This is a genomic window from Arthrobacter sp. NamB2, from assembly GCF_005281365.1.
GTDB lineage: Bacteria > Actinomycetota > Actinomycetes > Actinomycetales > Micrococcaceae > Arthrobacter_D.
Genome location: NZ_SZWI01000008.1, coordinates 59,805 through 86,015 on the forward strand (window position 1 = coordinate 59,805; position 26,211 = coordinate 86,015).

At 67.9% G+C, this 26,211-nt stretch carries 27 protein-coding genes; 9 read left to right on the plus strand and 18 right to left on the minus strand.

Going from position 1 to position 26,211, the window contains the following annotated elements:
• Nucleotides 1–34: 34 nt before the first annotated feature.
• The 3 genes from FDK12_RS13640 to FDK12_RS13650 are packed head-to-tail and all read left to right on the plus strand — an operon-like array spanning nt 35 to nt 3,063.
• Nucleotides 35–988 (plus strand): 1,4-dihydroxy-2-naphthoyl-CoA synthase, encoded by a 954-nt coding sequence (locus FDK12_RS13640; protein WP_137370066.1) that lies wholly within the window; start codon nt 35–37, stop codon nt 986–988.
• A 7-nt stretch (nt 989–995) separates the two neighbouring features.
• The gene (locus tag FDK12_RS13645) at nt 996–2,126 is read left to right on the plus strand and encodes an AMP-binding protein (RefSeq protein ID WP_137370067.1); all 1,131 of its coding nucleotides are present in this window, start codon (nt 996–998) and stop codon (nt 2,124–2,126) included.
• A gap of 52 nt (nt 2,127–2,178) precedes the next feature.
• Nucleotides 2,179–3,063: a 1,4-dihydroxy-2-naphthoate polyprenyltransferase gene (locus FDK12_RS13650; RefSeq protein ID WP_104116392.1), complete on the plus strand. Its 885-nt coding sequence runs from the start codon at nt 2,179–2,181 to the stop codon at nt 3,061–3,063.
• Between the two features lie 39 nt (nt 3,064–3,102).
• Here the strand turns inward: FDK12_RS13650 and FDK12_RS13655 are convergent, their stop codons facing one another.
• Nucleotides 3,103–3,408 (minus strand): DUF4229 domain-containing protein, encoded by a 306-nt coding sequence (locus FDK12_RS13655; protein WP_104116391.1) that lies wholly within the window; start codon nt 3,406–3,408, stop codon nt 3,103–3,105.
• A 30-nt stretch (nt 3,409–3,438) separates the two neighbouring features.
• Between FDK12_RS13655 and FDK12_RS13660 the strand changes: the two genes are divergently transcribed.
• The gene (locus FDK12_RS13660) at nt 3,439–3,879 is read left to right on the plus strand and encodes a PLD nuclease N-terminal domain-containing protein (RefSeq protein ID WP_137370068.1); all 441 of its coding nucleotides are present in this window, start codon (nt 3,439–3,441) and stop codon (nt 3,877–3,879) included.
• Nucleotides 3,880–4,023: 144 nt separating this feature from the next.
• Here the strand turns inward: FDK12_RS13660 and ccsB are convergent, their stop codons facing one another.
• From ccsB to FDK12_RS13685, 5 genes are read right to left on the minus strand one after another with little or no spacing between them, the layout of a single operon-like run.
• Nucleotides 4,024–5,052 (minus strand): c-type cytochrome biogenesis protein CcsB, encoded by a 1,029-nt coding sequence (gene ccsB / locus FDK12_RS13665; RefSeq protein WP_137370069.1) that lies wholly within the window; start codon nt 5,050–5,052, stop codon nt 4,024–4,026.
• Nucleotides 5,052–6,779 (minus strand): cytochrome c biogenesis protein ResB, encoded by a 1,728-nt coding sequence (locus FDK12_RS13670; RefSeq protein ID WP_411266169.1) that lies wholly within the window; start codon nt 6,777–6,779, stop codon nt 5,052–5,054. The genes ccsB and FDK12_RS13670 overlap by 1 nt, the downstream gene beginning before the upstream one ends.
• 47 nt (nt 6,780–6,826) lie before the next feature.
• Entirely contained in the window at nt 6,827–7,618 is a 792-nt protein-coding gene (locus tag FDK12_RS13675) for a cytochrome c biogenesis CcdA family protein (protein ID WP_223263284.1), read from the minus strand.
• A 21-nt stretch (nt 7,619–7,639) separates the two neighbouring features.
• Nucleotides 7,640–8,257, minus strand: a complete 618-nt coding sequence (locus FDK12_RS13680) for a TlpA family protein disulfide reductase (protein ID WP_411266170.1) — start codon at nt 8,255–8,257, stop codon at nt 7,640–7,642.
• 39 nt (nt 8,258–8,296) lie between these two features.
• Entirely contained in the window at nt 8,297–8,974 is a 678-nt protein-coding gene (locus tag FDK12_RS13685; RefSeq protein WP_137370070.1) for a histidine phosphatase family protein, read from the minus strand.
• 169 nt (nt 8,975–9,143) lie between these two features.
• Here FDK12_RS13685 and FDK12_RS13690 point away from each other — a divergent pair, with 169 nt between their 5' ends.
• Both FDK12_RS13690 and FDK12_RS13695 read left to right on the plus strand, forming a co-directional pair.
• Entirely contained in the window at nt 9,144–9,701 is a 558-nt protein-coding gene (locus tag FDK12_RS13690; RefSeq protein WP_137370071.1) for a YceI family protein, read from the plus strand.
• A 196-nt stretch (nt 9,702–9,897) separates the two neighbouring features.
• Nucleotides 9,898–10,563: a hypothetical protein gene (locus FDK12_RS13695; protein ID WP_137370072.1), complete on the plus strand. Its 666-nt coding sequence runs from the start codon at nt 9,898–9,900 to the stop codon at nt 10,561–10,563.
• 16 nt (nt 10,564–10,579) lie between these two features.
• Here FDK12_RS13695 and FDK12_RS13700 read toward each other — a convergent pair whose 3' ends face one another.
• Nucleotides 10,580–11,266 carry a redox-sensing transcriptional repressor Rex gene (locus FDK12_RS13700; RefSeq protein WP_137370139.1) on the minus strand — a complete coding sequence of 229 codons (687 nt, stop codon included), beginning with the start codon at nt 11,264–11,266 and terminating at the stop codon, nt 10,580–10,582.
• Nucleotides 11,267–11,447: 181 nt separating this feature from the next.
• The gene (locus FDK12_RS13705; protein WP_137370073.1) at nt 11,448–11,705 is read right to left on the minus strand and encodes a glutaredoxin family protein; all 258 of its coding nucleotides are present in this window, start codon (nt 11,703–11,705) and stop codon (nt 11,448–11,450) included.
• A 107-nt stretch (nt 11,706–11,812) separates the two neighbouring features.
• Here FDK12_RS13705 and FDK12_RS13710 point away from each other — a divergent pair, with 107 nt between their 5' ends.
• On the plus strand, nt 11,813–12,625 hold the full coding sequence (locus tag FDK12_RS13710) for an HAD family hydrolase (protein ID WP_137370074.1): 813 nt from the start codon (nt 11,813–11,815) through the stop codon (nt 12,623–12,625).
• 136 nt (nt 12,626–12,761) lie between these two features.
• Here FDK12_RS13710 and FDK12_RS13715 read toward each other — a convergent pair whose 3' ends face one another.
• The 4 genes from FDK12_RS13715 to FDK12_RS13730 form a co-directional block, all read right to left on the minus strand.
• Nucleotides 12,762–12,860, minus strand: a complete 99-nt coding sequence (locus FDK12_RS13715; protein ID WP_003792170.1) for a 30S ribosomal protein bS22 — start codon at nt 12,858–12,860, stop codon at nt 12,762–12,764.
• Between the two features lie 192 nt (nt 12,861–13,052).
• Nucleotides 13,053–13,265 (minus strand): helix-turn-helix domain-containing protein, encoded by a 213-nt coding sequence (locus FDK12_RS13720; protein ID WP_104116382.1) that lies wholly within the window; start codon nt 13,263–13,265, stop codon nt 13,053–13,055.
• 195 nt (nt 13,266–13,460) lie between these two features.
• Entirely contained in the window at nt 13,461–14,054 is a 594-nt protein-coding gene (locus tag FDK12_RS13725) for an ArsR/SmtB family transcription factor (RefSeq protein WP_137370075.1), read from the minus strand.
• 49 nt (nt 14,055–14,103) lie between these two features.
• On the minus strand, nt 14,104–15,306 hold the full coding sequence (locus FDK12_RS13730; RefSeq protein WP_223263285.1) for an acetoin utilization protein AcuC: 1,203 nt from the start codon (nt 15,304–15,306) through the stop codon (nt 14,104–14,106).
• 147 nt (nt 15,307–15,453) lie between these two features.
• Between FDK12_RS13730 and FDK12_RS13735 the strand changes: the two genes are divergently transcribed.
• Both FDK12_RS13735 and FDK12_RS13740 read left to right on the plus strand, forming a co-directional pair.
• Nucleotides 15,454–16,866, plus strand: a complete 1,413-nt coding sequence (locus FDK12_RS13735; RefSeq protein ID WP_137370076.1) for a TrkH family potassium uptake protein — start codon at nt 15,454–15,456, stop codon at nt 16,864–16,866.
• Entirely contained in the window at nt 16,859–17,527 is a 669-nt protein-coding gene (locus tag FDK12_RS13740) for a potassium channel family protein (RefSeq protein WP_104050125.1), read from the plus strand. Before FDK12_RS13735 ends, FDK12_RS13740 begins: the two co-directional genes overlap by 8 nt.
• Before the next feature lie 107 nt (nt 17,528–17,634).
• Here the strand turns inward: FDK12_RS13740 and proC are convergent, their stop codons facing one another.
• From proC to FDK12_RS13770, 6 genes are all read right to left on the minus strand, one after another.
• Nucleotides 17,635–18,486, minus strand: a complete 852-nt coding sequence (gene proC, locus FDK12_RS13745) for a pyrroline-5-carboxylate reductase (protein WP_137370077.1) — start codon at nt 18,484–18,486, stop codon at nt 17,635–17,637.
• Nucleotides 18,487–18,722: 236 nt separating this feature from the next.
• Complete coding sequence (locus FDK12_RS13750; protein ID WP_411266171.1) at nt 18,723–19,535, minus strand: sugar phosphate isomerase/epimerase family protein; 813 nt, start codon at nt 19,533–19,535, stop codon at nt 18,723–18,725.
• Nucleotides 19,525–20,538, minus strand: coding sequence for a Ppx/GppA phosphatase family protein (locus FDK12_RS13755; protein ID WP_137370079.1), 1,014 nt, complete (start codon nt 20,536–20,538; stop codon nt 19,525–19,527). Before FDK12_RS13755 ends, FDK12_RS13750 begins: the two co-directional genes overlap by 11 nt.
• A 58-nt stretch (nt 20,539–20,596) precedes the next feature.
• Nucleotides 20,597–23,344, minus strand: coding sequence for a type I DNA topoisomerase (gene topA, locus FDK12_RS13760; RefSeq protein ID WP_137370080.1), 2,748 nt, complete (start codon nt 23,342–23,344; stop codon nt 20,597–20,599).
• 121 nt (nt 23,345–23,465) lie between these two features.
• Complete coding sequence (locus FDK12_RS13765) at nt 23,466–25,250, minus strand: methyltransferase (RefSeq protein ID WP_223263286.1); 1,785 nt, start codon at nt 25,248–25,250, stop codon at nt 23,466–23,468.
• Entirely contained in the window at nt 25,247–26,173 is a 927-nt protein-coding gene (locus FDK12_RS13770) for a rhodanese-related sulfurtransferase (RefSeq protein ID WP_137370081.1), read from the minus strand. Before FDK12_RS13770 ends, FDK12_RS13765 begins: the two co-directional genes overlap by 4 nt.
• Nucleotides 26,174–26,211 lie beyond the last annotated feature (38 nt).

A 26,211-nucleotide genomic window follows, 5' to 3' on the forward strand; every position in this document is an offset into this window, starting at 1 on the left:
ATCGGACACGAGCGGGCGCGGCTAGACTCGACGGGTGACTTCAGAGCTCCCGGCCAAGGTATCCGACATCTTCGACCCGACCCGCTGGCGGGTCGTGACGGGGTTCGAGGACTTCACGGACATGACGTACCACCGCCAGGTCGAGCGCGACGCCGACGGCAACGTGGTGCGCGACCTCCCCACCGTCCGGATCGCCTTCGATCGCCCCGAGGTGCGCAACGCCTTCCGCCCCGGCACGGTCGATGAGCTGTACCGCGCCCTGGATCACGCCCGGATGACGCCGGACGTGGCGACCGTGCTCCTGACAGGAAACGGCCCGAGCCCGCGCGACGGCGGCCACTCCTTCTGCTCCGGCGGCGACCAGCGTATCCGTGGCCGCGACGGCTACCGGTACGCCGAGGGGGAGACGAAGGAGACCATCGACCCGGCGCGCGCCGGGCGTCTCCACATCCTCGAGGTCCAGCGCCTGATCCGGACCATGCCGAAGGTCGTCATCGCCGTCGTCAACGGCTGGGCGGCAGGTGGCGGCCACAGCCTGCACGTCGTCGCCGACCTCACGATCGCCTCTGCCCAGCACGGCAGGTTCAAGCAGACCGACGCCACCGTGGGCAGCTTCGACGCCGGCTACGGTTCGGCCCTTCTGGCCCGGCAGATCGGCCAGAAGAAGGCCCGCGAGATCTTCTTCCTCGCGCGTGAATATTCCGCGCAGGACATGGTGGACATGGGCGCTGTCAACGAGGCCGTCGACCACGTGGAACTGGAGGCCACGGCACTCACGTATGCAGCCGATATCGCACGGCAGAGCCCCCAGGCCATCCGCATGCTGAAGTTCGCGTTCAACCTCGCGGACGACGGACTTGCCGGCCAGCAGGTCTTCGCAGGCGAGGCGACGCGCCTTGCATACATGACCGACGAGGCGGTGGAGGGCAAGGAAGCGTTCCTCGAGAAACGTGCCCCGGACTGGTCCTCGTTCCCCTACTACTTCTAGGAGCGGCGTGGAACTCCTCCCCGTGCACACCCCCGAGGGCTTCGATCCCCTCGGGCTGCTCAAGCCCCTCGCAGCCGCCCTCGCCGGCGAGGGTCCCGCCGTCGCGCCCCATGCCCTGCCGGACCAGGCGTTCGAGGGGGTGCTGCCCAATGACGAGATCGCCGCGGTGATCAGCACCTCCGGGTCGACGGGAACCCCGAAGCAGACGATGCTCAGCGTCGACGCCCTCGCGGCCTCGGCGATGGGCACGGCCTTCGCTCTGAAAGCCGAGGGCCAGTGGCTCCTCACCCTCCCGGTGCACTACGTCGCGGGATTCCAGGTGCTGGTCCGATCGCTGTTCGCCGGCACGCAGCCGTGGGTCATGGACATCTCCGCGGGTTTCACGCCGCAGGCGTTCACCGACGCCGCGGCGGAGCTGACGGACCGCGTGCGCTTCACCTCGCTGGTTCCGACACAGCTCCACCGCCTGCTGGCTGATCCGTCTCCCGAGACACTCCGGGTACTGCGGCGATTCGACGCGATCCTGCTGGGCGGTGCGCCGGCTGGAGCAGCGCTGCGCTCGCTCGCTCGCAGCCACGACCTCAAGGTCGTCGAGACCTACGGCATGAGCGAGACCTGCGGCGGTTGCGTGTACGACGGCACCCCGCTCGACGGCGTCGAACTCCGTTCCGTGGAGGGGCGCCTGCGCATCGGTGGTGCGGTCCTGGCGGACGGGTACCTCAACGCGCCCGGGCTCACGGAGGAGAGGTTCGTCTTCAACTCCGGCCGGCGCTGGTTCATGACCGACGACGCCGGGGACGTGGCGCTCGACGGGTCGGTCACCGTGCACGGGCGGCTCGACGACGTCATCATCACGGGTGCCCTGAAGGTCTCCGCCACGAAGGTGTCCGACGTGATCCAGAACCTGCCCGGCGTGGAGCAGGCCATGGTGCTCGGCATCCGGAGCGAGGAGTGGGGCATGTCCGTGGCCGCAGCCGTGGTGGGCGACGTCGACGCCGAGGTCATCCGCCAGGCCGTGCACGTGGAACTGGGCGCACACGCCGTCCCCAAGGCGATCGTGACCCTGGACGCCTTTCCGCTCCTGCCCGGCGGCAAACCCGACCGCCGCACCATCCATTCACTCCTCGAACGTGCCTGAACCGGCTCCCGGACACCCGACGCACGACCGACCCGACCAGGAGGACATACCTGTGGCGACTGCCGCTCAATGGCTCGAAGGGGCCCGTCCGCGTACCCTTCCGATGGCCTTCGCACCCGTGATCATCGGAAGCGCCGCTGCCTTCGGCCTCGGATCGTTCAAGCCGCTCAACGCGGTGCTCGCGGCGGTGGTCTCCGTCCTGCTGCAGGTCGGCGTGAACTACGCCAACGACTACTCGGACGGCATCCGGGGGACGGACGACGAACGCGTGGGACCGCTCCGCCTCACCGGCTCGGGGGTAGCGCGGCCGCAGCACGTCAAGCTCGCGGCCTTCATCTGCTTCGGCCTCGCGATGCTCGCCGGTCTGGCCCTGATCATCCTGTCCCAGGCCTGGATACTGCTCCTCGTCGGAGTAGGTTCCATCGCGGCTGCATGGGGCTACACCGGGGGGAAGAACCCGTACGGCTACCTGGGCCTCGGCGACATCTTCGTGTTCGTGTTCTTCGGACTGGTGGCGACCCTGGGAACGACCTTCACGCAGGCGGACCGGCTCAGTGGCCCTGCGTGGGTCGGCGCGGTGTGTACGGGCCTGATCGCCATGGCCCTGCTGATGGCGAACAACGTGCGCGACATCCCGACGGACAGCGCGGTGGGCAAGAAGACCCTGGCGGTGAGGCTCGGCGACACCGCTGCCCGCGTCAGCTACGTGATGATGCTCGCCGCGGCCCTGCTGCTGCCCCTGTTCCTGAGCTACGACTACCCGTGGGTCCTGCTCGTGCTGCTGCTCATCCCTGCCTGCCTGATGCCGAGCTGGCTCATGCTCAAGGGCAAGAAGCGCAAGAGCCTCATCCCGGTCCTCAAGCAGACGGGCCTGATCAATCTCGCGTTCAGTGTTCTCTTCGCGGCGGGGATCGTGATCACCACCGTGCTCGCGTAGCTCCTGCCTGCCGGGCGGGCAGGTGGACCGGCAGGCGGATCAGGCGGCGTTGCCTCGCGGCTTGCGGTCGGAGTTCACCGGGGTGTTGGGGTCCAGCGCGTCCTCGGCAGCGGCGTCGTCGAGCTCGACCGCGGTCCGCACGGGCGGAGCGCCAGGCGTGAAGCGGCGCTGCAGCGAGGCCGCGGCGGAGTCACGGAGTTCCCGGAAAAAGAGGTAGGTCACGCACCAGGCCAGGATGGCGGCCACCACGGCGGACAGGAAAATCCCCAGTCCCAGCAGCACGCACGCCACGTAGAAGACGACGATCAGCACCAGGCGCAGGGCGGTGAATTTCAGGAAGGCCACGCTCCAAGTTTACTCGCCTACAATTGGCGCATGCCCCGCCTCCTGCTCTTCGCCGCGATCCTCGGGGTCGCCGTCGTCATCTACGCACTGATCGACTGCGTCATGAGCCGAAAACATGAGGTACGCAGCATCTCGAAGACCGCCTGGTTCGTCACCATCCTGATCCTGCCGCTCATCGGCGCGGGGATGTGGTTCCTCTTCGGCAGGCCGCGCTCGCAGGGTCCCTCCGGGCCTCGCCGCCCGGCGCCACGCACTCCGACTGCTCCTGACGATGATCCCGCCTTCCTCCAGAACCTGGAGACCCAGCGCCGGCAGCAGGCCCGCGAGCAGGAGAGGCGGCGCCGCGAACAGCAGCAGAAGGACCGGGAGGCCAAGGCGCGCGAGAACGAAAAGGACAAGCCCGCCAAAGGCGACGAGCACGACGGCAACGACGACGCCGGTTCGGGATCCGCAGGCGCACACCGGCCCTGAGGTGCTCGTCGTCGATGGGACAGCGCTCGCAGCCTTGAGGTGCCGGCACGATGTGGCGGTCAGACGGCGCTGAGGCGCCGGTCCTGGATATGACAGCGCGACGCACAGGCGGACGTGCCGCCGGTGCGCCGCGCCACCCGCCTGCTACACGCCGGAGTAGCTGTGCAGGCCCGAGAAGTAGATGTTGACGATCGTGAAGTTGAACACGATGCAGAGGTACCCGACGATCGAGAGCCAGGCAGCCCGGGTGCCCGTCCAGCCGCGCGTGGCGCGGGCGTGGAGATAGCCGGCATAGACGGTCCAGATGACGAAGGTCCAGACCTCCTTGGTGTCCCAGCCCCAGTAGCGGCCCCATGCCTGCTCGGCCCAGATGGCACCCGCCATGAGCGTGAAGGTCCAGCCCACGAATGCGACGGCGTTGAGGCGGTAGGACAGGTTCTCGAGGCTCAGTGCCGAGGGCACGAGGCGGAGGAACCTCGCCCTGTCGGCCTTGCCCGCCAGGAGCTTGGCCTCGCGGGAGGTCTGCAGGAGTTGCAGCACGGACATGGCGAACGTGATGGTGAACAGGGCCGAGGATGCGACCGCGATGGAGACGTGCACGATCAGCCAATAGCTCTGGAGCGCGGGGATGAGGCGGGCGACGGGAGTGGGGAACCCGACGGTCGCCGCGCACAGCATGATGACCACGAGTCCCACGACGAAGGATCCCACGAAGCGCAGGTCCTTCCGCGTGAGCGTGATGAGGAAGATCGCGGCAACGAGGAATGCGCCCGTCGTGCAGAACTCGTACATGTTGCCCCAGGGCACGCGGTGTGCGGCGACACCGCGTGTGACGACGGCGGCACCGTGGATCACGGCGGCAAGCACCGTCAGGGAGACAGCCACGCGTGCCGTTCCACGCCGCGGGCCCTTGCCGTAGTCCATCGAGTCGTCGGCCGTCTCGGCACGCGTCGGCACGGACTCCGCCGTCGGACCGGATCCGCGACCGCCGACGCCGGCGAGCACCGGAGCCGCCTTCTCGCCGGCGAGCCGCGCCTCGAGGGTACCGATGGTCGCACTCGACTTCACGAGGTCGAGCACGAAGAAGATGAGCGCCACCACATAGGCGATGGAAGCCAGGAGCATGAAGAGCTCACTGAGCTGCCCGAGCTCGGCATTGACTGGTTGTGGCATCAGGTGTCCTTTGCGTTGTGGTGCGACTGCCCCGTACCGACCGCAGTAGATGCGGCGGCGTCCTGCGTACTATTTTCCTCCGGCGTGCCGCCCGGCACCAACCATCGGTCGGCCAGCAGCTTCGCGACGGCGTCGCCCTCCGCCGGGAGCCGGTGGTCCTCGCCCCGCGCCAGCAGCGCGTACTCGACCATGATCCGCCCGTCCGGATGCTCGCCCGTCCTCACCCATAGCCTGCGGCGGCCGATGAACAGGGACGCGGAGAGGCCGAGCAACGCGAGCGTCGAGAACACGAGGGCGCCCAGCTCGCCCGGATCGTGGTGGATGTCGAGGGCGGCGTACCGCTTGAGTCCGTCGAACGTGATCGAGCCCTTGCCCTCGGGCAGGTCGTAGGTCTGGCCGACACCGAGCACGATGCCGCCGTCGTCGTTGTTCCTGCTGTTGAGCTCCGTGAGGTTCTCCGTGTCCAGCACGTAGACGTTCTCGGGTGTTCCGTCGTCGAGCCCGAGGTCGCCGTAGTAGGAGTTCAGGTTGAGCTGGGGGTTGAACGGATCGGGGTCCCGGGAGAAGGAAACGCCCTGCTCGTCCACGAACGCGGTGGGCAGGAAGAACCCTACGAAGCCGAGCTGCTCGGGCTTGGCGTCGGGAGCCTTGATCACGATCAGGGAGGTGTAGAGGCCGTCGGACGGCACCGAGACGACCGGTCCCTGTGAGGCGATGTTGCCTTCGCCGTCGCGCACGGTCACGACCGGTGCGTAGCCGTTCCCGACGAGGTACACGTTGGTCCCGCCGATCGTGAGCGGTGCGTTGACCTTGAGGACCTGCTGCTCCTCGTCCTCGCCGGGGCCGTCCTGCGTGGTGATGTTCGCGGTGAAGTCGAGCGGCTGGCCGTAGTGGCTCTCCTGCTCCCGATCGAAGCGGACGTCGAAGGAGTCCAGGCGGATCGAGTAGGGATCGAGCTGGTCGTCGGTGAATTTCGACCCCGGGTTGAAGCTGTCGTAACCGATCAGGGTGTTGACGAAACTCTCGCCCTCGACGACCACCTTCTGGCCGTTGTAGCCGAAGAGCCCACCGACCGCGACCGAGACGAGGACTCCGATCAGCGACGTGTGGAAGACCAGGTTGCCGAACTCCTTGGCGAGCCCGCGCTCGGCGCCCACCGACGGTCGGTCCGTCCCTGCGTCGCGGACATCGACCCGGTAGCCGCGCTTGCGCAGCACTGCGGCAGCCTGTTCCGCGGCTGACGACGGCGTGAGTCCGGCGTCGCGCGCGCGGGCCGCGGACACCTCCAGGGTGCCGTAGACGGGCAGGCGCGACAGGCGCTTGGGCGTGCGCGGGGGCTTGGAGCGCACGGCCCGGAAGTGCGCGGCCGCACGGGGTACCACGCAGCCGATGAGCGAGATGAAGAGCAGGAGGTAGATCGCGGAGAACCAGACCGACGAGTAGACGTCGAACAGCTGGAACCAGTCGAGGATCGGCCCGCTCTCCGGATTGTCCTGGATGTACTGGGTGACGACGGCAGGATTCGCCGGCCGCTGCGGGAACAACGATCCGGGAACAGCCGCGACGGCGAGGAGGAGGAGGAGGAACAGGGCCGTGCGCATGCTGGTGAGCTGCGTCCACGCCCAGCGGAGGGTCCCGAGGAACCCGAGGGAGGGCAGGACGACGTCGGGCCTGGTGCCCTGCGCACCGTCCCTGCCTGTCGTGTCCTGCGTGACGTCCTGCTTCACTGTGCCTGTCCCATCAGAGTCGATTGCTTCCGTGTGCGTGCCGCCGATCAGATCGGCAGCACCACGTTCCCGATCAGCACGTCCTGCAACCGGGTGATCCAGAAGTTCCACACGCCCGTGACCATGAGCACGCCGACGAGCACGAGGAGCCCTCCCCCGGCACGCTGCAGCAGGAGCCGGTGCTTCCGGAAGAAGGCGAGCGCCCCCATGCCGCGACGCACTCCGAGCGCGATCAGCAGGAACGGCAGCCCCAGTCCAAGGCAGTACACGAAGGTCAGCACGGCGCCCTTGAGGGCTGTCGCGTCGTTGCCGGAGATCGCGAGCAGCTGCACGGCGCCGAGGGTCGGACCGATGCACGGAGCCCAGCCGAGGCCGAAGGTCACGCCGAGCAGCGGCGCCCCGAGGAGCCCCGCCGGGACCCTGGCGTGCACCCTGCTCTCACGCTGGAACCAGGACAGGCCGCCCATGAAGACGATACCGAGGAGGATCACGACGACGCCGAAGACCTGGATGAGCCATCCCTGGGACACCCTGAGGAAGGCTCCCAGCTGGCCGAACAGGGTTCCGTAGGCCATGAACACGGCGGAGAAGCCGAGGACGAAGAGCCCGATCCCGGCGACCATCCGCCCCTTCTTCTGCTTCTCGAGGTCGACGCCGGTCAGGCCGGTCACGTACCCGAGGTACCCGGGCACCAGCGGAAGGACGCAGGGCGAAACGAAGGAGACCAGGCCTGCGAGCAGCGCGACCGGGAGGGCGAGGAGCATCGACCCGTTGAGCACGGCGTCGGCGAAGGCGTTCCCCGCGGCGAGGGGAACGGATACGGCCAGCGGACCCGTCATGGGCGCGGCGCGAGCAGGGCGCTACTCGGCGAGGGCATCGGTGATCAAGGCCTTCAGGGTGCCGCGGTCGGCGAGTCCGAGGATCCTGGCCGACACGCGCCCTTCGCGGTCGAGCACGATCGTCGTGGGCACGGCCTGCGGTGGCACGTACTGCGTCATGTCGAGCAGGACGCCGCCGTCCTTGTCGTCGAAGCTCTGGTACGGGATGCCGAAGCTGCGCTCGAACGCCTCGGCGGTCGCCCGCTCGTCGCGGATGTTCACGCCGTAGAACGCGGCACCCTGTGGCGTGTACTCGTCGTGGAGCGACACGAGATCGGGGGCTTCTTCCCGGCACGGGGCACAGGAGGCGTACCAGAAGTTCAGGACCGTCACCTGGTCGTCCCAGTCGGCACTGGAGACCGGCGTTCCGTCGAACAGCGTGCCCGACACCTCGACGGGCTGGCCGCGGTCCGACTCGGCGTATTCCGTGACCGAGCCGTCGCCTGCGATGTAGTTCTTGCCGTCGCCCGCCGCTGCCTGCTGGGCCAGCGGATCCTCTGCCGTGCAGGACGTCATCACGAGGGAGACCGGCACGGCGAAGGCCAGCGCCGCCAGCCTGAGCAGGCGTCGGCGGTTCGTGGGACGGGCGGTTGCGGTCACGGCTTCTTCCCTTGATTTCTACGACGTGTAGTAATTCTATTACGCCCCGGGGACATTCGCCGCACCGGGCAGGAGATCGGCGCTCGGCTCCGCGTACCGCACGCGCGTAATGACGTCGCCGTCGAAATCGAGCGAAGTGACCGACGTCAGGGTGCATTCACGCTGACGCGGATCGTGCCACAGGCGCCGGTGCTCTGCGGCCAGTCGCGTCACCCAGATGGGTAGCTGGTGGCTGATGAGGATCGCCTCGGCGGGACGGTCCACCGCGTCCGGCCCGGCCAGCTCGAGAGCGCGCCGGCGGGCATCGTGTACTCCAGCCATGACCCGCTCGACCTGCTGGTTGTAGGGCTCGCCCCACGAGGGGAGGAACGGGTTGACGAGGAGGGGCCAGTACCGCGGCTGGCGGAGCCTGCTCTTGATCCTCGACATGCCTTCGAAGCGGTTCTCCGCCTCGATGATGCGCACGTCGGTGGAGATCGTGAGTGCGAGCGCATCGGCTACCGGCTGCGCCGTCTCCTGTGCCCTGGTCAGCGGGGAGGCCACGAGATGCACGATGTTCGCACCTTCGTCGCGTCGCTGCACGAAGTACCCGGCCATCTGCGCTGCCATCCGCCGGCCGAGGTCGGAGAGGTGGAACTCGGGAAGCCTGCCGTAGAGGACCCCCTCCGGGTTGTGGACCTCACCATGGCGCACCAGGTGGACGGTTGATCGCTGCATGGTCCCAGTTTCCCGCATGTGCCCGCGGCTCGGCGAATCGGCCCGAGCGACGCGCTCGACCTTCGACGTCACTTTGGTTGAACATTTGAGCGATGTGTGGAATAAAACATGCATACGCATGCTTCTACACCCCGTAAGCATTCGCCACCCACTCTTCCAGGAGAACAACATGACTGTCCCCTCAGGCCTCACCTCCGGCACCTGGTCCTTCGACCCCGCTCACAGCGAGGTCGGATTCAGCGTCCGTCACGCCGGCATCAGCAAGGTGCGCGGCTCGTTCAAGGATGTCGACGCCGCCCTCACCGTCGGCTCCTCGCTCGAGGACTCGAACATCACGGCCACCATCAAGACCGCGTCCTTCACCTCGGGCGACGAGAACCGCGACGCCCACGTCAAGGGCGCCGACTTCTTCGACGTCGAGGAGTTCCCCGAGATGACCTTCGTCTCCACCTCCCACGAGGGCTCGGGCGAGACCTACAAGATCCACGGAGACCTGACCATCCGCGGGATCACCAAGTCCGTGGTGCTCGACGCCGAATTCAACGGTGTCGCCGTCGATCCCTTCGGCGCGACCCGCGCAGGTGTCTCGGCATCGACCACCATCTCCCGCAAGGATTTCGGCCTGACCTGGAACGCCGCCCTCGAAGCCGGTGGCGTCCTCGTCGGTGACAAGGTGACCATCACCATCGAAGCCGCTTTCGTGGCTCCCGCCGTCGCCACGGTCTGATCCGCCGCGCCACGCAGACCGCCTGCGGCCTGCCTCTCGGCCGGCGTCGTCCCGAGGACGACGCCGGCCGCCGGCGTTAAGCACTGTGCCCACCGCGACGCGACGAACTAGGCTGACAGGGACCACATCCACGCCGGGTACGTCCATGGGGGCACCAGCGCAGGATGACCGCATCAGATCAACGGAGGACGCCGCAATGAGCACGCCACAGGACAACCCGAACGGACAGGGCAGCGGGCCGGCTTGGAATCCCGCCGGCGCGAATGGCGGCAGCCAGAGCCCGGACCACCAGTCCGGCCAGCCGCGCTCCTACGGGCAGCAGAACGACGGGGGCCAGTACGGCTACCAGGCCGCCCAGCCCTCGGGCTACGCCTATCCGACCTCCGGCGGTGATCTCGACGCGAGCGGGAAGGGCCCCGCACCCCGCGAGGTCGAGCGTGCCTACTACCTGATCCTCGCCGCCGGCGTCCTGACGCTGCTGTCCTCGATCATCTCGGCCCTGACGGCCGAGGTGCCGGACCTGCCGGGGGCTGCAGTCGGCGTGGTGGTCGGCCTCGTCTTCGCCGTCCTGTTCGCTGCGGTCTACGTCGTCCTCGCGATCTTCATCCGCAGGGGCCAGAACTGGGCCCGCATCACCGCGGCCGTGTTGGCGGCCCTGAACGCGCTCTTCGTGCTCGGCGGACTCCTGCTGCTGCCGCTGGCGACCCAGGCAGCCGAAGCCAGCGGGCAATCGATGCCGGAGACGCCGGTGGTCTCGACTGCCCTGGGTGTCATCGTGATGGTCCTCGGCCTCGCCGGAGTCATCATGACCTACCTCAAGCCCGCGCGCCCCTACTTCGCCCCGCAGAAGCTGGGCTACTGAACCTACCGCCGCGAACCTACTGGGCGCGGGAGATCGGACCGAGGTCCGGCTCCTGCGCCCTTTGCGCGTGATAGGCGAGGATCTGCAGTTCCGTGGACATGTCCACCTTCCGCACCTGCACGTGCGGCGGAACCTGGAGCACCACGGGCGCGAAGCTCAGAATGCTCGAGATGCCCGCCGCGACGAGGCGGTCGCACAGTTCCTGCGCGACCGCCGCGGGAACCGAGAGGACAGCCATGTTGGTGCGCGTACGTTCCAGCACCGTCTCGAGATCACCGACCGCACTGACGCGGAGATACCCGACCTCGGACCCGACGACGAGCTGGTCCGCATCGAAGAGCGCCACGATCTCGAACCCGCGCGACACGAACCCCGAGTAGCCGGCCAGCGCGCGACCGAGGTTACCCGCTCCGATGATGGCGACGCGCCAGTCCAGTGTCAGTCCCAGGGCTGCGGAGATCTGCCGGTTGAGGTACTGCACGTCATAGCCGACCCCACGCGTGCCGTAGGACCCCAGATAGGAGAGGTCCTTGCGCAGCATCGGGGAATTGACGCCGGCCGCGTCGGCGAGTTCGTCCGAGGAGACACGCTCGACGCCCTCGGCCAGCAGCGAATTGAGTGCCCGCACGTAGATGGTCAGGCGGGCTACGGACGCAGGCGGTATGTGGCGCGCGGGGTCCCCTACGGGGTGAAGGCCTGGCATGTCCGGCGTTGTCACTGTCGTCGCTCCGTTGATAGCACCGCCGCACCCGGTCCGGATCAGCGGATCCGTGATCCCTCGGCGTCAGGGGCGGAAGTACCACCACTTTATGCCGACGACGCGGCGCCTCCAAGCCGGCTGGTCGGACGGTGCAGCACTGCCCTGTCATCCGGCGCGGGGCGTTTCAGGCCAGCAACCTGCGCAGCCTCGCCTCGTCGATGGACCAGAAGTCGCGCTGTACGCCGTCGATGAAGAGGACGGGCAACTCCTCCGCGAACCGGGCAGCGAGACCCGGCGCCTCGGTCACCGACAGCTCCTGCCAATCGACGCCGAGTTCAGCCGCCACCCGTGCCACGACGCTCCGCGCGTCCTCGCAGAGATGGCATTCGGGCCGGGTGAGGAGCACGACGCCGGCACCGGGCGAGTCCGTCGGGGTCTGCATGCTTCCACCGTACTTCGGCGGCACCCCGGCGGGCACCCCGGCGGGCACTTCGGCGGCACTGCTGTGCCGGGGAGCAGGTGGGAAGGACGCATGACTAGACTCGGAGCATGCCGGACGCCAACCGGGCCACGCAGCCCTCCCCGGAGCATCCGGAGCAGATTAAGGGCGAGGCCGCCTTCTTCGACGTCGACAACACGCTGATGCGCGGGGCGAGCCTCTTCCACGTGGCGCGCAAGATGTATCAACGCAAGGCCTTCACCCTCCGCTTCGCCGCCGGGCTGGCGTGGAAGCAACTCCGCTTCATCATGCGCGGTGAGACCATGACGGACGTGAACTCGGTGCGTGATGCCGCCCTCGCCTTCGCCATCGGCATCGCCCACGAGGACATCCTCGCCCTCGGCGAGGAAGTGTACGACGAGATGATCGCCTCGAAGATCTGGCCGGGTGCACGTGCACTCGCCGAGCAGCACCTGTCCTCGAATCGTCAGGTCTGGCTCGTGACAGGGACGCCGGTGGAGGTGGCGGCCGTGATCTCCAGCCGCCTCGGACTCACCGGAGCCCTCGGCACAGTGGGCGAGGTTGCCCAGGGCCTCTACACGGGGAAGCTCGTCGGTGACTTCCTGCACGGGCCGGCGAAGGCGGCTGCTGTCCTGGATCTCGCTCAACGGGAAAACCTGGACCTCGCGCGGTGCTGGGGATACAGCGACTCCTACAACGACATCCCGCTACTGACGGTCGTCGGCCATCCCGTGGCGATCAATCCGGACAGCAAACTCCGCAGGCATGCCAGGGCGAACAACTGGCCGGTCTACGACTTCCGCAGCGGGCGCCGCGCCGCAACCCTCGGCCTGCGTGTGGCCACCGTGGCTGGTTCGGTCTACGGACTCTGGCGCGGGTTCTCGCGGTTCAGGAGCCGCTGACACCACTGACGCTCCGAGGCGCCGGACGCCGCGGAATCGGAGTCGTGCTCCGGAGAACGACGACGGCCCGGCTCCCATGCCCTGAGGGCTGGGATCCGGGCCGTTCGGCACGCTCCGACTCGTGGCCGGGCGCCTGCTACTTCTTGTTGCGACGCTGGTGACGCGTCTTGCGAAGCAGCTTGCGGTGCTTCTTCTTCGCCATCCGCTTACGGCGCTTCTTGATTACTGAACCCATAGAGTCCTCACAAACTTGTTTGGTTGCCAGCGGAACTCCGGCCGGAAGCCGGGGACCGCGCTGGGATGACGAACGGCGAATGCCTGGTGGCAGCTGCCGAGATGATACACAAAGATGAGCAGGCGGAAGCCCGCCCAAAACGCTCCTTAACAGGGTACATCCGTTTGGAGAACGGGCCGGACGGCGGCCGCCTCAAGCGCTCTCGGTCTGCCCGTCGACCTGTGCGCGGTGGAGGAACTCCTGGACTGCTGACTCGGGAACGCGGTAGGAGCGGCCGAACTGCACCGCCGGAAGGTCTCCTGCGTGGACGAGCCGGTACACGGTCATCTTCGAGACACGCATCAGCTCCGCCACTTCGGCGACCGTCAGAAACTGCACATCCGAGAAGTTATTCCCGTCTGCCATCTCACCACTATTCCTTTGCTTGGAGGCCTGTACTCACCCTGAGACCGGCATCAGAAAGACTACCCCCGGAGCGACTGTTCGGCGTGTCGCCTTGAAGCATAAGGATTATCCGCCTAGGGGATAATCCTAGTGGCAGTTGTGACCAAAGTGAAAGGGCACCGCCCGGCCTGTGCACTGTTCACCCCTCTGCCCCGATCAGGACGACGGATCGCGGCGTCGCCGTAGCTGTGACAGGAGGTCGGCGGCCCGTTCCGCGGCCCGGCCCATCGTCCGTCCGATGGGGGGCCGCTGCACGTCTGTGCCGGAGGGCGAATCGGGCCCTGCCAGGACTGCCGCCGCCAGGACACCTGCCTCGGCGAGCTCCGGATCCGTTCCCCCGTCCGCCGTGCCGTCCTGTTCGTCCGCAACGGGTGCCCCGGCGGGGGCGCCGCCGGCGGACCCGGAGAAGGTGTCGGTGGTCCCGCCCTCGGCCCCGTTCGCGACATCCTGCTGTTTCGTCCCGACCGGCATCCCGTGGTCCTGGTCAGCCTGCCGATCAAACGCCGCGAGCCACTGGCGGACGAGTGCGAGGGGAGCGGTGTCCAGGGAGTAGTAGCGCTTCTGGCCCTGCGCCCTCATGGAAACCAGTCCCGCTTCCCGCAGGACCTTGAGGTGTTTCGAGACCGTCGGCTGGCTCACCTGCAACTCGACAACGAGCTCCCCCACCGCTTTGTCGCCGTCGCGCAGGTTTTCGAGTATCTGCCTGCGGGTTCCTTCGGCGATGACCGCGAATACATCATCGATTCCCATTCGCCCACCCTAGCGATATATACGTGGCAGGGCATCCTGCCCGGAGTCGTCAGTCGAACCAGGGGTCCAAGCCGTGCAACGGGAACACCGCCTTGCGGGTGGCCATCACCGTCCGATCCAGGTCGTCGTTCGGGTCGTAGCCGATCTCCCAGGACCGCCACCACGTGTCGGCGCCGTCGCCCATGAGTTCCGGAGCATCGATCCCGTGCCGTTCGAGCACGTAGTGCCGCCATGCCGCCGGCACCGGCGTACGCGGCCCCAGCGGGGATCCTGCGGCGACGGCCACCAGGAGGGACCAGGAGCGCGGCACCACGCTGGCCAGGGCATAACCGCCTCCGCCGGTGGCGATCCATCGGCCGCCGCACAACCTGTCCGCCAGGTCCCGTACGCCGAGCATCAGGGCATGCTGGGCGTCGACGCTGACCCGGAGGTTGGTCAGCGGGTCCTCGCGGTGGGAGTCGCAGCCATGCTGGCTGACGATGGCGTCCGGTGCGAAGGCCTCCGCGAGTTGGGGCACGACGGCGTGGAAGGCACGCAGGACCGCGGAGTCACCGGCGATCGTCGGCAGGGCGACATTCACGGCGTAGCCTTCGGCTCCGGGCCCGCCCGTCTCGTTCGCGAAGCCCGTTCCGGGGAAGAGGCTCATGCCGGTCTCGTGGAGCGAGATCGTCATCACGCGTCGGTCATCCCAGAAGATACTCTGCGTACCGTCCCCATGGTGGGCGTCGACATCGACGTACAGGACACGCTGGGCACCTCGGTCCAGCAGTCGCTGGATGGACGCCGCGGCGTCGTTGTAGATGCAGAAGCCGCTGGCTCGCGCTCGCGCTGCGTGGTGCATACCTCCACCGAAATTGACGGCCCGGACGGCGGTACCGGCCATGATCGCCTCCGCCGCCCCGATCGACCCCCCGGCCAACCGGGCGCTGGCTTCATGCATCCCCGCGAATGCGGGATTGTCCTCCGTGCCCAGGCCGTGGGCAGCGTCCGCTTGGTCCGGGTTGCTGCTGACCCGCCGGACGGCACTGATGTAGTCGGCGTCATGCACGGAGGCGAGGTCATCGTCGGACGCGATCGACGGAGCGGCGACGCTGACGCCGTCGAGCTCGAGGAGACCGCAGTCGCGCGCAAGCCGAGCGGTCAGGTGGAGGCGCTCGGGATTCATGGGATGCTGCCCACCGAAGTCGTAGGCCAGCATCGAGTCGTCCCAGACGACCTGGAGGGGTACCGCCGGCCCGGTGCGCGTAGACATCCCTGCAAGGCTACGCGATGCGCGATACTTCGACGATGCCCCGGGATGGGATGCTTTACTACTGCAAGGGACAATCAGGGACCACAAGGCATGGTCACGGTGCCGCTCCGGCGGCACGGACCAGCGAACGGGGCAGAGCGGGCGTCAATGGTAAGTCAACAGCCACTGTGGCTGAAGGACGATCGACACGGATACGTCAGGCTCCTGGCGTCGGTCCGCGACTTCGTCGACTCCTTTGCGAACAGCTCGCCCGCGCGGCTCGCCCTGTTCATCTTCACCGGCGTGATCCTGGTCTTCACGGCCCTGCTGAGCCTGCCGATGTCCACGAGCAACGGCACGGTCACTCCCCTGCACGATGCCTTCTTCACGGCGGTGTCCGCCGTGTGCGTCACGGGCCTCACCGTGGTGTCCACGGCCACCCACTGGTCCTTCTTCGGACAGTTCGTCATCCTGCTCGGCATCTTCATCGGCGGTCTGGGCACTCTGACGCTCGCATCCCTCCTCGCCCTGATCGTCAGCAAGCGCCTCGGCGTCCGGGGCAAGCTCCTCGCGCAGGAGGCCCTGAACAACGCCAGCCGACTCGGCGAGATCGGTACCCTGCTGCGGATCGTCATCACCACCTCGGTCGTGATCGAGATCGTGCTCGCCGTCGCCCTGGTACCCCGCTTCATGATCCTCGGCGAACCCTGGTGGCAGGCGCTCTGGCACGGCGTCTTCTACTCCATCTCCGCCTTCAACAACGCCGGCTTCACCCCCCACAGCGACGGCCTGGTCCCCTACGAGACGGATCTCTGGATCCTCACGCCCCTCATGGTCGGCGTGTTCCTCGGCAGCCTCGGTTTCCCGGTGATCATGGTCCTCGTACAGGTTCGCCACCGCTTCAGCAAGTGGACGCTGCACGCGAAGCTCACGGTGACCGTCTCACTGATCCTGCTCGTGGCAGGGACCTTCGCCTGGGGCTTCCTGGAGTGGGAGAACGATCGCACGATCTCGAACCTCAGCGTCGTCGACAAGGCCATCCACGCCCTCTTCGCTTCCGTCATGACGCGCTCGGGCGGGTTCAACCTCGTGGACCAGAACGACATGAACAGCACCACGATGCTGCTGACGGACGCGCTGATGTTCGCGGGCGGCGGTTCCGCGTCCACCGCCGGCGGCATCAAGGTCACCACCATCGCCGTGATGTTCCTGGCGATCGTCGCGGAGGCCAGGGGCGACGCCGACGTCCGCGCCTGGGGCCGGACCATCCCGCACGGCGCCATGCGCGTCGCCATCTCGGTGATCTTCATGGGCGCGACGCTCGTGCTGGTCGGCAGCGGCCTCCTCCTCGCACTCTCGGACGAATCCCTCGACAAGGTGGTCTTCGAGGTCATCTCGGCCTTCGCGACCGTCGGCCTCAGTACCAACCTCAGCGCGGAGCTGCCTCCGGCCGGCAAGTACGTCCTGTCCGCCCTGATGTTCGCCGGACGCATGGGCACCATCACACTCGCCTCGGCCCTGGCGCTGAGGCAACGCAGCACGCTGTACCGCTACCCCGACGAGAGGCCGATCATTGGCTGAAAGACCCGCCCACAACGCACCCGTCCTCGTGATCGGCCTCGGCCGCTTCGGTGCGGCCACGGCCGAGCAACTGGTCCGGCAGGGCCGCGAGGTCCTGGCGATCGAGCGCGATCCGCAGCTCGTGCAGAAGTTCGCGAGCATCCTCACGCACGTGGTGGAGGCCGACGCGACGAACATCGACTCGCTGCGGCAACTCGGCGCCCAGGAGTTCTCCGCCGCCGTCGTGGGAGTCGGGACGTCGATCGAGTCGAGCGTCCTGATCACGGCCAACCTGGTGGACCTCGGCATCGACCACCTGTGGGTCAAGGCCATCACGCCCTCGCACGGCAAGATCCTCAAGCGCATCGGTGCCAACCACGTGATCTACCCGGAGGCCGACGCCGGTCAGCGGGCCGCGCACCTGGTCGGCGGGCGCATGCTGGACTTCATCGAGTTCGACGACGGTTTCGCGATCGTGAAGATGTACCCGCCGAAGGAGACCCAGGGCTTCACCCTTGCCGAATCGTCCGTGCGCTCGAAGTACGGCGTCACCGTGGTCGGCGTGAAGTCGCCCGGCGAGGACTTCACCTATGCGAGACCGGATACGAAGGTGTCCGGCCGCGACATGCTGATCGTATCCGGCCACGTCGACCTGCTCGAGCGGTTCGCCGGCCGGCCCTAGGGCGAGGCGCTCCAGGAAGGCGGGGCAGGTTCACGGCCGCGCTGCGGTCTCGCAGCGCTCGGCGCCGTCAAGTGGGTGGCACCGCCCACTCATGGTCACTGCGCCCGTCAGGACGACGACGGACCTGCCAGTTCCCGTGTGATCTCGGCCGCCCGAGCGGTTGCGGCGCGCGCTCCGTCGGCGACGATGCCCGCCAGGCCCAGCGTCTCGAATGTCTCGATGGCGCTCTGCGTCGTACCGTTGGGGCTCGTGACCGCGCGGCGGAGGGCCGCGGCGTCTGCGCCCTGCTCGGCGAGCATGAACCCCGCGCCGGCGACCGTCTCGCGCGCGATCAGCGCGGACAGCCCGGCATCCAGCCCCAGTTCCTCCCCCGCCGCGGCCATCGCCTCCGCGAGGTAGAACGCGTACGCGGGCCCCGAACCACTGACCGCCGACAGCGCGTCGACCTGCTCCTCGGGGATCTCGACGACGGTGCCGGCCGGCCGCAGCAGCTCGCGCGCCTGCGCCATCAGGTCGTGGCTGACGGAGGACCCGGCGGAGATGGAGAGGACTCCCCTGCCGAGCCGGGACGGCGTATTGGGCATCGAACGGATGACCGGCTGGCCCTCCGGCAGGGCTCCCTCGATCATCGCGATCGACACTGCGGCGGCAACGCTCAGGACAACGGCGGACGGCTTGAGCGCGGGACCGATCTCCCGTGCGAGCGGCACGATCCCGACGGGCTTCACCCCGAGGACGACGACGTCGGCCTCCCGCACTGCGGCGACATTCGCTGCGTCGTCGTCCGCCGTGGCGAGGGCTCTCACGCCGTGCCGGTTCCGGAGCTCCTCGGCCCGCTCGGCGCGCCGGACGGTCGCGGTGACCGATGCGGGATTCAGGCCGGCCGCGAGCAACCCGGCCAGGATGGACTCGTTCATCGATCCGCAGCCGAGGAAGGCGATGCGCCGGGTTGTCGTCATGGCTTCCATCCTGCCACGCGCAGCTCACAGGCTGCTCCCAGCGTTCTTGGTGTTGCGACACAAGGAGGGCGCCTAGTGTTCTAACTACCTCATAAGGGTGCGAGTGATGAGGACCGGACTTCCTGACCCGGTCCGGCGTCGGTGGCAGCAGATGATCCCCCCAACATCTGCAGGCCACCGGCGCCATCTCTCTTTAAGCGCCCAGCCTCTTCGATACCGTCAGTGGCGAGGATGCGTCAGTGGCGAAGATGCGTCCGCGCGAAGCGCAGCGTCTCTGCGAGCCACTCCTCGCGCTCCCCCGCACCACGCGCGCGGCGTGTGCTCACCTCAACGGCCACGACGCCGTTCCACTCCGATTCGGCCAGATGGTCGAGGGCCTCGGCACACCGCTGCTGTCCCTGGCCCGGCAACAGGTGCTCGTCCTTGCCGTTCGGCGTCCCGTCCGTCAGATGCACATGGGCAAGCCTGCTGCCGAGCGCACGGATCTCCTCGTAGGAGTCCATGCCCGCGATCGCGGCATGGGAGAAGTCCCAGGTGATCCACTCGTACGGCTCCGGCACGGGGTTCCAGTGCGGCAGGTAGGCCTTCGCCTCACGGCCCCGGACTTTCCACGGGTACATGTTCTCGACAGCGATCTCCACCCCGTACTCCGCTGCGACGCGCGCTATCCCCTCGGGGAACTCCTCGGCATACCCTGTCTGCCAGCGGAAGGGCGGATGCGTCACCACGGTCTTCGCGCCCACCTCGGCGGCCATCGCGGCCGAGAGCTCGATCTTCGTCCAGGCCTTGCCCCACACCTGCTGGGTCAGGAGCAGCGTCGGGGCATGAATGGCCAGGATCGGCATCTCGTACCGCTGGCTGAGGACGTTCAACTGATCGGGATCCTGGCTCACCGAATTGTTCGTGACCATGACCTCGACGCCGTCGTAGCCCAGATCCTGCGCGAGGGCGAAGGCGTCATGGACCGCAAGGGGGTAGACGGAGGCGCTCGAGAGCGCCACCGGGATGTGCGGGGACCCGTGGTCGGGAGCGTCCACGTCAGACCCCACCGGAGACGGACGTCCGCCGGGTCGAGTCGAGTTGGTGGTGCCCCACCCCGGCACCGGGCAACGGCTCGTCGGCGTCGAACATCTTGGCGTCGAACCGCCTCAGCAGCAGTCCCTCCCGCAGCGCCCAGGGGCAGATGTCCATCGAGGAAACGTCGAACAGCTCGAGGGCGCACTCGGCCACGAGCGCACCGGCGAGCACCTGCGGCGCGCGCAGCTCGGACACCCCGTCGAGGTTGCTGCGGTCCTCGATACTCATCGCCGCGAGCCGCTTGGTCCAGAGCTTGAGGTCCTCCAGGCGCAGCTCACGACGCACGAAGGGCCCGGCGGCGGACGGTGCAGCACCCGCTATCCGCGCGAGCGAGCGGAAAGTCTTGGAAGTGCCTGCGACGAGGTGCGGCTCCCCGAGGTGGGCGAACTGCGGCACGGCGTCCCGCAACGTGTCGCGGATGTAGCGGCGCAGTTCCTTCACGCTCTTCGCCGACGGCGGGTCCTCGTGCAGCCAGTCGCGCGTGAGCCGCCCTGCGCCGAGGGGGACGGACAGCGCAACCTCGGGAAGCTCGTCCGTGCCCATCGCCATCTCGAAGGATCCTCCTCCGATGTCCAGGTTGAGGATCGAGTGGGCACCCCAGCCGTACCAGCGGCGGACGGCCTGGAAGGTCACCGCGGCTTCCTGGTCGCCCGAGAGTTCCTGGAGATCGACGCCGGTCTCGCGACGGACGCGCGCCAGCACGTCACTGCCGTTGCCGGCCTCTCTGATGGCCGAGGTGCAGAACGCGAGGAAATCCTCCGCGTCGTGACCCGCTGCGAATTCACGCGCCTCGCGGACGAACCTGACGAGCTCGTCCTGCCCTCTCTTCGAGATCCTGCCGTTCTCGTCGAGGTAGGCGACGAGTTGCAGGGGCTTCTTGTGGGATGCGAAAGGCACCGGCCGCCCACCCGGATGGGCGTCCACGAGCAGTAAATGGACCGTATTCGACCCTATGTCCAGCACACCTAGCCGCATTGTTCCTGCGCCTTCCAGCTTCCGTCCGCTATCGTCTGGTCCCGCACCGAGCGACAGGCTACTTGCCCGCAGCGACCTTGCGCTTCGCGGGCGCCCGGCGGGTGGTCTTCTTCGGGGCAGGGCCCTTGGCGCGCTTCTCGGCGAGCATGTCGATCGCCTGTTCGCGCGTGAGCTCCTCGATGGCCATCGAGCCTGGCACCGTGATGTTGGTGACGCCGTCGGTGATGTATGGACCGAAGCGGCCGTCCTTCACCACGATGGGCTTCTCGCTCACGGGGTCGTCGCCGAACTCGGCCAGAGGCGGAGTCACTGCGCGGCCACCCCGCTGCTTGGGCTGCTTGTAGATCTCCTGCGCCTGCTCGAGGGTGATCGTGAAGATCTCCTCCTCGGAGCCGATCGACCGCGAGTCGCTGCCCTTCTTCAGGTACGGGCCGAAGCGGCCGTTCTGTACCGTGATCTCCTTGCCGTCCTCGTCCGTGCCGAGGACGCGCGGCAGGTTCATCAGCTTGAGGGCATCCTCGAGCGTCACGGAGTCCACGGACATGGACTTGAACAACGATCCCGTGCGCGGCTTGACCTTCGCAGGCTTCTTCGGGGGCTTCGGCTTGCCGTTCTTGTAGTACTCGACCGGCTGGCTTGCGATCTCCTCGGCAGTCATCTCGGGGATCAGCTCGATCACGTACGGCCCGTAGCGACCGTCCCGGGCGACGATGGTGCGGCCCGTCTCCGGGTCGGTGCCGAGCACGCGCTCCTGGGATGTCGGCGCCTCCATCAGCTCGATGGCCTTCTCTGCCGTCAGTTCGTCCGGTGCGAGGTCCTCGGGCACGTTGGCGCGCTGCGGCTCGGTGCCTTCCGGCGCGTCGGCCGGCAGCGGCTTCTCCAGGTACGGTCCGAACTTCCCGACCCGCAAGGTGATGCCGTCCGCGATCTCCACCGAGTTGATGCGACGTGCGTCGATCTCCCCCAACTCGTTGACGATCGTGTGCAGGCCGGTGTCCTTGCGGTCCCCGAAGTAGAAGTGGTTGAGCCACGCGACGCGTCCGGCCTCGCCGCGCGAGATGCGGTCGAGGTCCTCCTCGAGCTCCGCCGTGAAGTCGTAGTCGACGTAGTCATGGAAGTGCTCCTCGAGCAGGCGCACGACCGAGAAGGCGATCCAGCTCGGCACGAGGGCCTGACCCCGCGTGCGCACGTATCCCCGGTCCATGATGGTGGACATCGTCGCGGCGTAGGTCGACGGGCGGCCGATCCCGCGCTCGTCGAGCACCTTCACGAGCGATGCCTCGGTGTAGCGCGGGGGCGGCGAGGTCTCGTGGCCGATCGGCTCGATCGCCGTCGCGCCCAGGGAATCACCCTTGGCGACGTTCGGCAGGCGTGTGCCCTGCGTGTCGTCGTCCGTGCCGTCCTCGTTGCGATCGGCGTCGCGGCCCTCCTCGTAGGCGGCCATGAAACCGCGGAAGGTGATGACGGTGCCGGATGCGGTGAACTCGGCGTCCCGTCCGTCGGCACTCCTGGCACCGAGGCGGAGCGACGCCGTCGAACCCTTGGCGTCCGCCATCTGGGAAGCGACCGTGCGCTTCCAGATCAGTTCGTACAGGCGGAATTCGTCGCCGCGGAGCGACTGGGCCACCTGCGCGGGCGTGCGGAACGAGTCGCCCGCAGGGCGGATAGCCTCGTGCGCTTCCTGCGCGTTCTTGGCCTTGCCCTTGTACACGCGGCGCGCCTCGGGGACGTACTCGGGGCCGTACAGCTCGGAGGCCTGGCGGCGTGCGGCGTTGATGGCCTGGTCCGACAGCGCCGAGGAGTCGGTACGCATGTAGGTGATGTAGCCGTTCTCGTACAGCCGCTGGGCCACCTGCATGGTGACTTTCGAACTGAAGCGCAGCTTGCGCGCCGCCTCCTGCTGCAGGGTCGACGTCGTGAACGGGGCCGCAGGGCGCCGCGTGTAGGGCTTAGTTTCGACGGACCGCACGGTGAAGGCCGCGCTTTCGAGCCCGGCCGCCAGCGTGCGTGCCGATTCCTCGTTCAGGCGGACGGCATTCGCTGCCTTCAGCTCGCCCCGATCGGAGAAGTCCTTGCCGGTGGCGATGCGGCTGCCATCGACGGCGACGAGCTTGGCGGGGAAGGCGTTGCCCTTGCTCGTGTCCTGGGGGGCGAAAGTGCCCGTCAGGTCCCAGTACGACGCCGAGCGGAACGCCATGCGCTCGCGCTCCCGTTCGACGACGAGACGCGTGGCCACGGACTGCACGCGGCCGGCGGACAGGCCGCGTGCCACCTTGCGCCACAGCACCGGGGAGATCTCGTACCCGTAGAGGCGGTCGAGGATGCGTCGGGTCTCCTGGGCGTCCACCATGGGGATGTCGACGTCGCGCAGCTCACCCATGGCACGGGTGACGGCTTCCTTCGTGATCTCACCGAAGGTCAGCCGGTACACAGGCACTTTCGGCTTCAGGACCTGCAGCAGGTGCCAGGCGATGGCCTCGCCTTCGCGGTCCGCATCGGTTGCCAGGTAGAGCTCGTCGGCGTCCTTCAGTGCGGCCTTCAGCTCCGCGACGGTCTTCCGCTTCTCGGGCGACACCACGTAGTAGGGCTCGAAATCGTTGTCGATGTCCACGGCGAACTTGCCCACGGAGGACTTCTTGAGTTCGGCAGGGAGGTCGGAGGGCTGCGGGAGGTCCCGAATGTGCCCCATGGACGCCGCGACCTGGAAACCCTCGCCGAGATAGCCCGAGATGCTCTTGATCTTGCTGGGGGACTCAACGATGACGAGCTTCTTGCCGTGCTTCTTGTCCGTGGCCTTGGTCGGCACTTCTCTCCTATATATACGGGGGCGATGCCGCTGCAACTCTTAGGTGTCCGGTCAGGATCCCGCTGCCGGGGCTCCCTCACAGTATGCGTCATGCGTACCGACACAAGGGTAACCGCTGGTTTCAGGGGGCCGGAATCAGGAACCCTTCGCGGATCAACTGCTCGACATCGACCAGCAACTCCGACGTGAACGCGGCGTCCGGCCGCTGCAGCAGCATCGCGAGGGCACCGGCGATCTGGCCCGCAGTGAGGTCACCGTCACATGCCGAGACGAAGCCGGCGAGTTCGGTGCTCAGCAGGGTGGTGCGCCGGAGCCCGGCTCCCTGCCGCAGGAGGATGACGCCCGGATGTTCGGCCCCGGGCCGCTGGTGGCGTTCCTCGGTGACGTCGTCCGCGACGAGAAGGAACTCCTCCGCGATGCCAACACCCGAGGCGGCTTGTTCCGTATGCGCGGCGAGCCAGTCACTGCGTTCGACGGCGGCGGCCAGGTGCGGACCGACGGGCTGTTCGATGTCGTGCGTGATCTCCTCGAACGTCATCCGGACGAGGTCGCGTGATGCGGCCGGCCTGCGCAGCCATACTGAGCCGAAGCCGACGCCCTCGACATCGCGCGAGGCGAAATCCTCGAGGTAGGCGGTGAAACTGTCGAGGTAGGCGGCGCGGTCACGGTTCTCGGCGGCGTCCCGCAGCCACGTCTCCGCGTACTGCACCGGCGACAACTGTTCGCGCTGGATGATCCAGGCATCGACTCCGGGCGGGACGAAGGAGCGGAGGCGGCGGTCCCAGGGCGTACCCTCGGTGATCTCCCAGTTGCCGAGCAGCTGTGCAGCGGCGCCGGGAGCGAGCACCGTCGGCAGTTCACGGATCAGTGTCTCGACGATGGCGTCGCCGGCCAACCCACCGTCCCTGTAGGTATAGGCCTCGTCGCGCGTTCCCGAGCGCGGGGTGATCACGAAGGGAGGATTGGACACCACGAGGTCAAACTCCTCGCCCGCGACCGGCTCCAGCAGACTGCCCAGGCGGAGGCTGACGCGGTCGTCGAGGCGCGAGGGGTCGATGCCGAGTGCGGGCGCGTTCAGGAGGAGGTTGAAGCGGGTGAAGGCCAGTGCCCGATCCGAGATGTCCGTCGCCGTCACGTGGTCGGCGTGCGGCAGGAGGTGGAACACCTGGATACCGCACCCCGTACCGAGGTCGAGGGCACGGCCGACGGGTGTCCTCATGACGGTTTGAGCGAGGGTCAGTGACGCACCGCCGATGCCCAGGACGTGGTCGTGGCGCAGCGGTCCGGGCCGCTGCTCCGCCCCGAGGTCGCTGGCGACCCAGAGGTTCCCGCCGACGTCGGAGCCGTACGGGCGCAACTCGACCGCTGCCCGCCACAGTGGTGCGGTCGCGGATCCGCTCGCCTCGGCTGCCGGTGTTGTCTTCGGCCCGGCTGCCGGTGCTGGTGCTGGTGCTGGTGCTGTCGCGGCTACCGGCTCGGTCGCAGGCGCAGGTGCGGCTACCGGCTCGGCCGCCGGCGCAGGCGCCGTCGCGTATCCGACCGAGTGCGCAGCCCGTTCGATGAGTCGCAGGTGCTCGAGGCCCCGGACGCCGACGGTGGGAAAGGCGTCGCCGAGGTCCCCCTCGGTGACCGGCTCCCCCAGGAGCCAGAGCAGGACCGGCGCGGCCCGGACGCCGTCGGGCCCCCGGTGGCGCTGCTGTGCGCGCAGCAGCGCCGGGACGAACTGTCCCCTGCCGAGGGCGGCATAGGCCTGCGCGCCGAGGAGGTCCTCGACGCCGTCGACCGTGTACTGGAGCCTGGACAGATCGGCTGCGAGCGCCGTGAGCACGGCCAGGTCCCGGCTCGACGGCGCCGAGGGGACGTCGTCGTCGAATCCCTCGTGACCGCTTGCAGTGTCGCGTATCAAGCTGCGCCCGCCGTCGTGGCTTCGGCCTCGTCCGACTCGCAACCCTGCGGGCAACGGAGGGTCGCGGGATCCGCCGCGCACCCTGCACAGTAGAGGGTGAGGTTGCGGCAGGTGGGATTGGAGCAGTTCTCGAACTTGTTCGTCGGCGTCTGGCAGCGCACGCACGCACCGATCGTGACGGCGTCGTCGCTGAACTCGAGGTGCATGCGCTTGTCGAAGACGTAGAGCGAGCCCTCCCACAGTCCGCCGTCACGGTACTTTTCGCCGTAGCGGACGATGCCGCCGTCGAGTTGGTAGACCTCCTGGAAGCCTCGGTTGATCATCAGGCTGGAGAGCACCTCGCAGCGGATGCCGCCCGTGCAGTACGTGACGACGGGCTTGTCCTTGAGGTCGTCGTACTTGCCCGAGTCCAGCTCACGGACGAAGTCGTGGGTGGTTCGGACATCGGGGACGACGGCTCCCTTGAAGCGTCCGATCTGGGCCTCGAGGGCGTTGCGTCCGTCGAAGAAGACCACCTCCTGCCCCGCGGCGCGCTTGGCGTCGACAAGTTCGTGCACCTCCTCGGGTGCAAGGTGTGTCCCGCCGCCCACCACCCCCGTCTCGTCGACCTTCAGCTCGCCGGGAGCACCGAAAGAGACGATCTCGTCGCGTACTTTGACGCTCAACCGGGGGAAGTCGTCGGCGCCACCCTCCGACCACTTGATCTCGATCCCCCTGAAGGCCGGGTACTCGCGCGTGATCCTGACGTACTGCTTCACCGCACCGATCTCCCCGCCGACGGTCCCGTTGATACCGTCTTTCGAGATGATGATCCTGCCGCGCAGCCCCCACTTCTCGCAGAGGGCGCGCTGCCACAGCCGGATCGCCTCGGGATCGGGCAGTGGTGCAAAGGCGTAGAAGAGGGCAATACGGTTCATCGACACGGCTTAAAGGGTACTGGGCGTCGCAATCGGTCACTGTC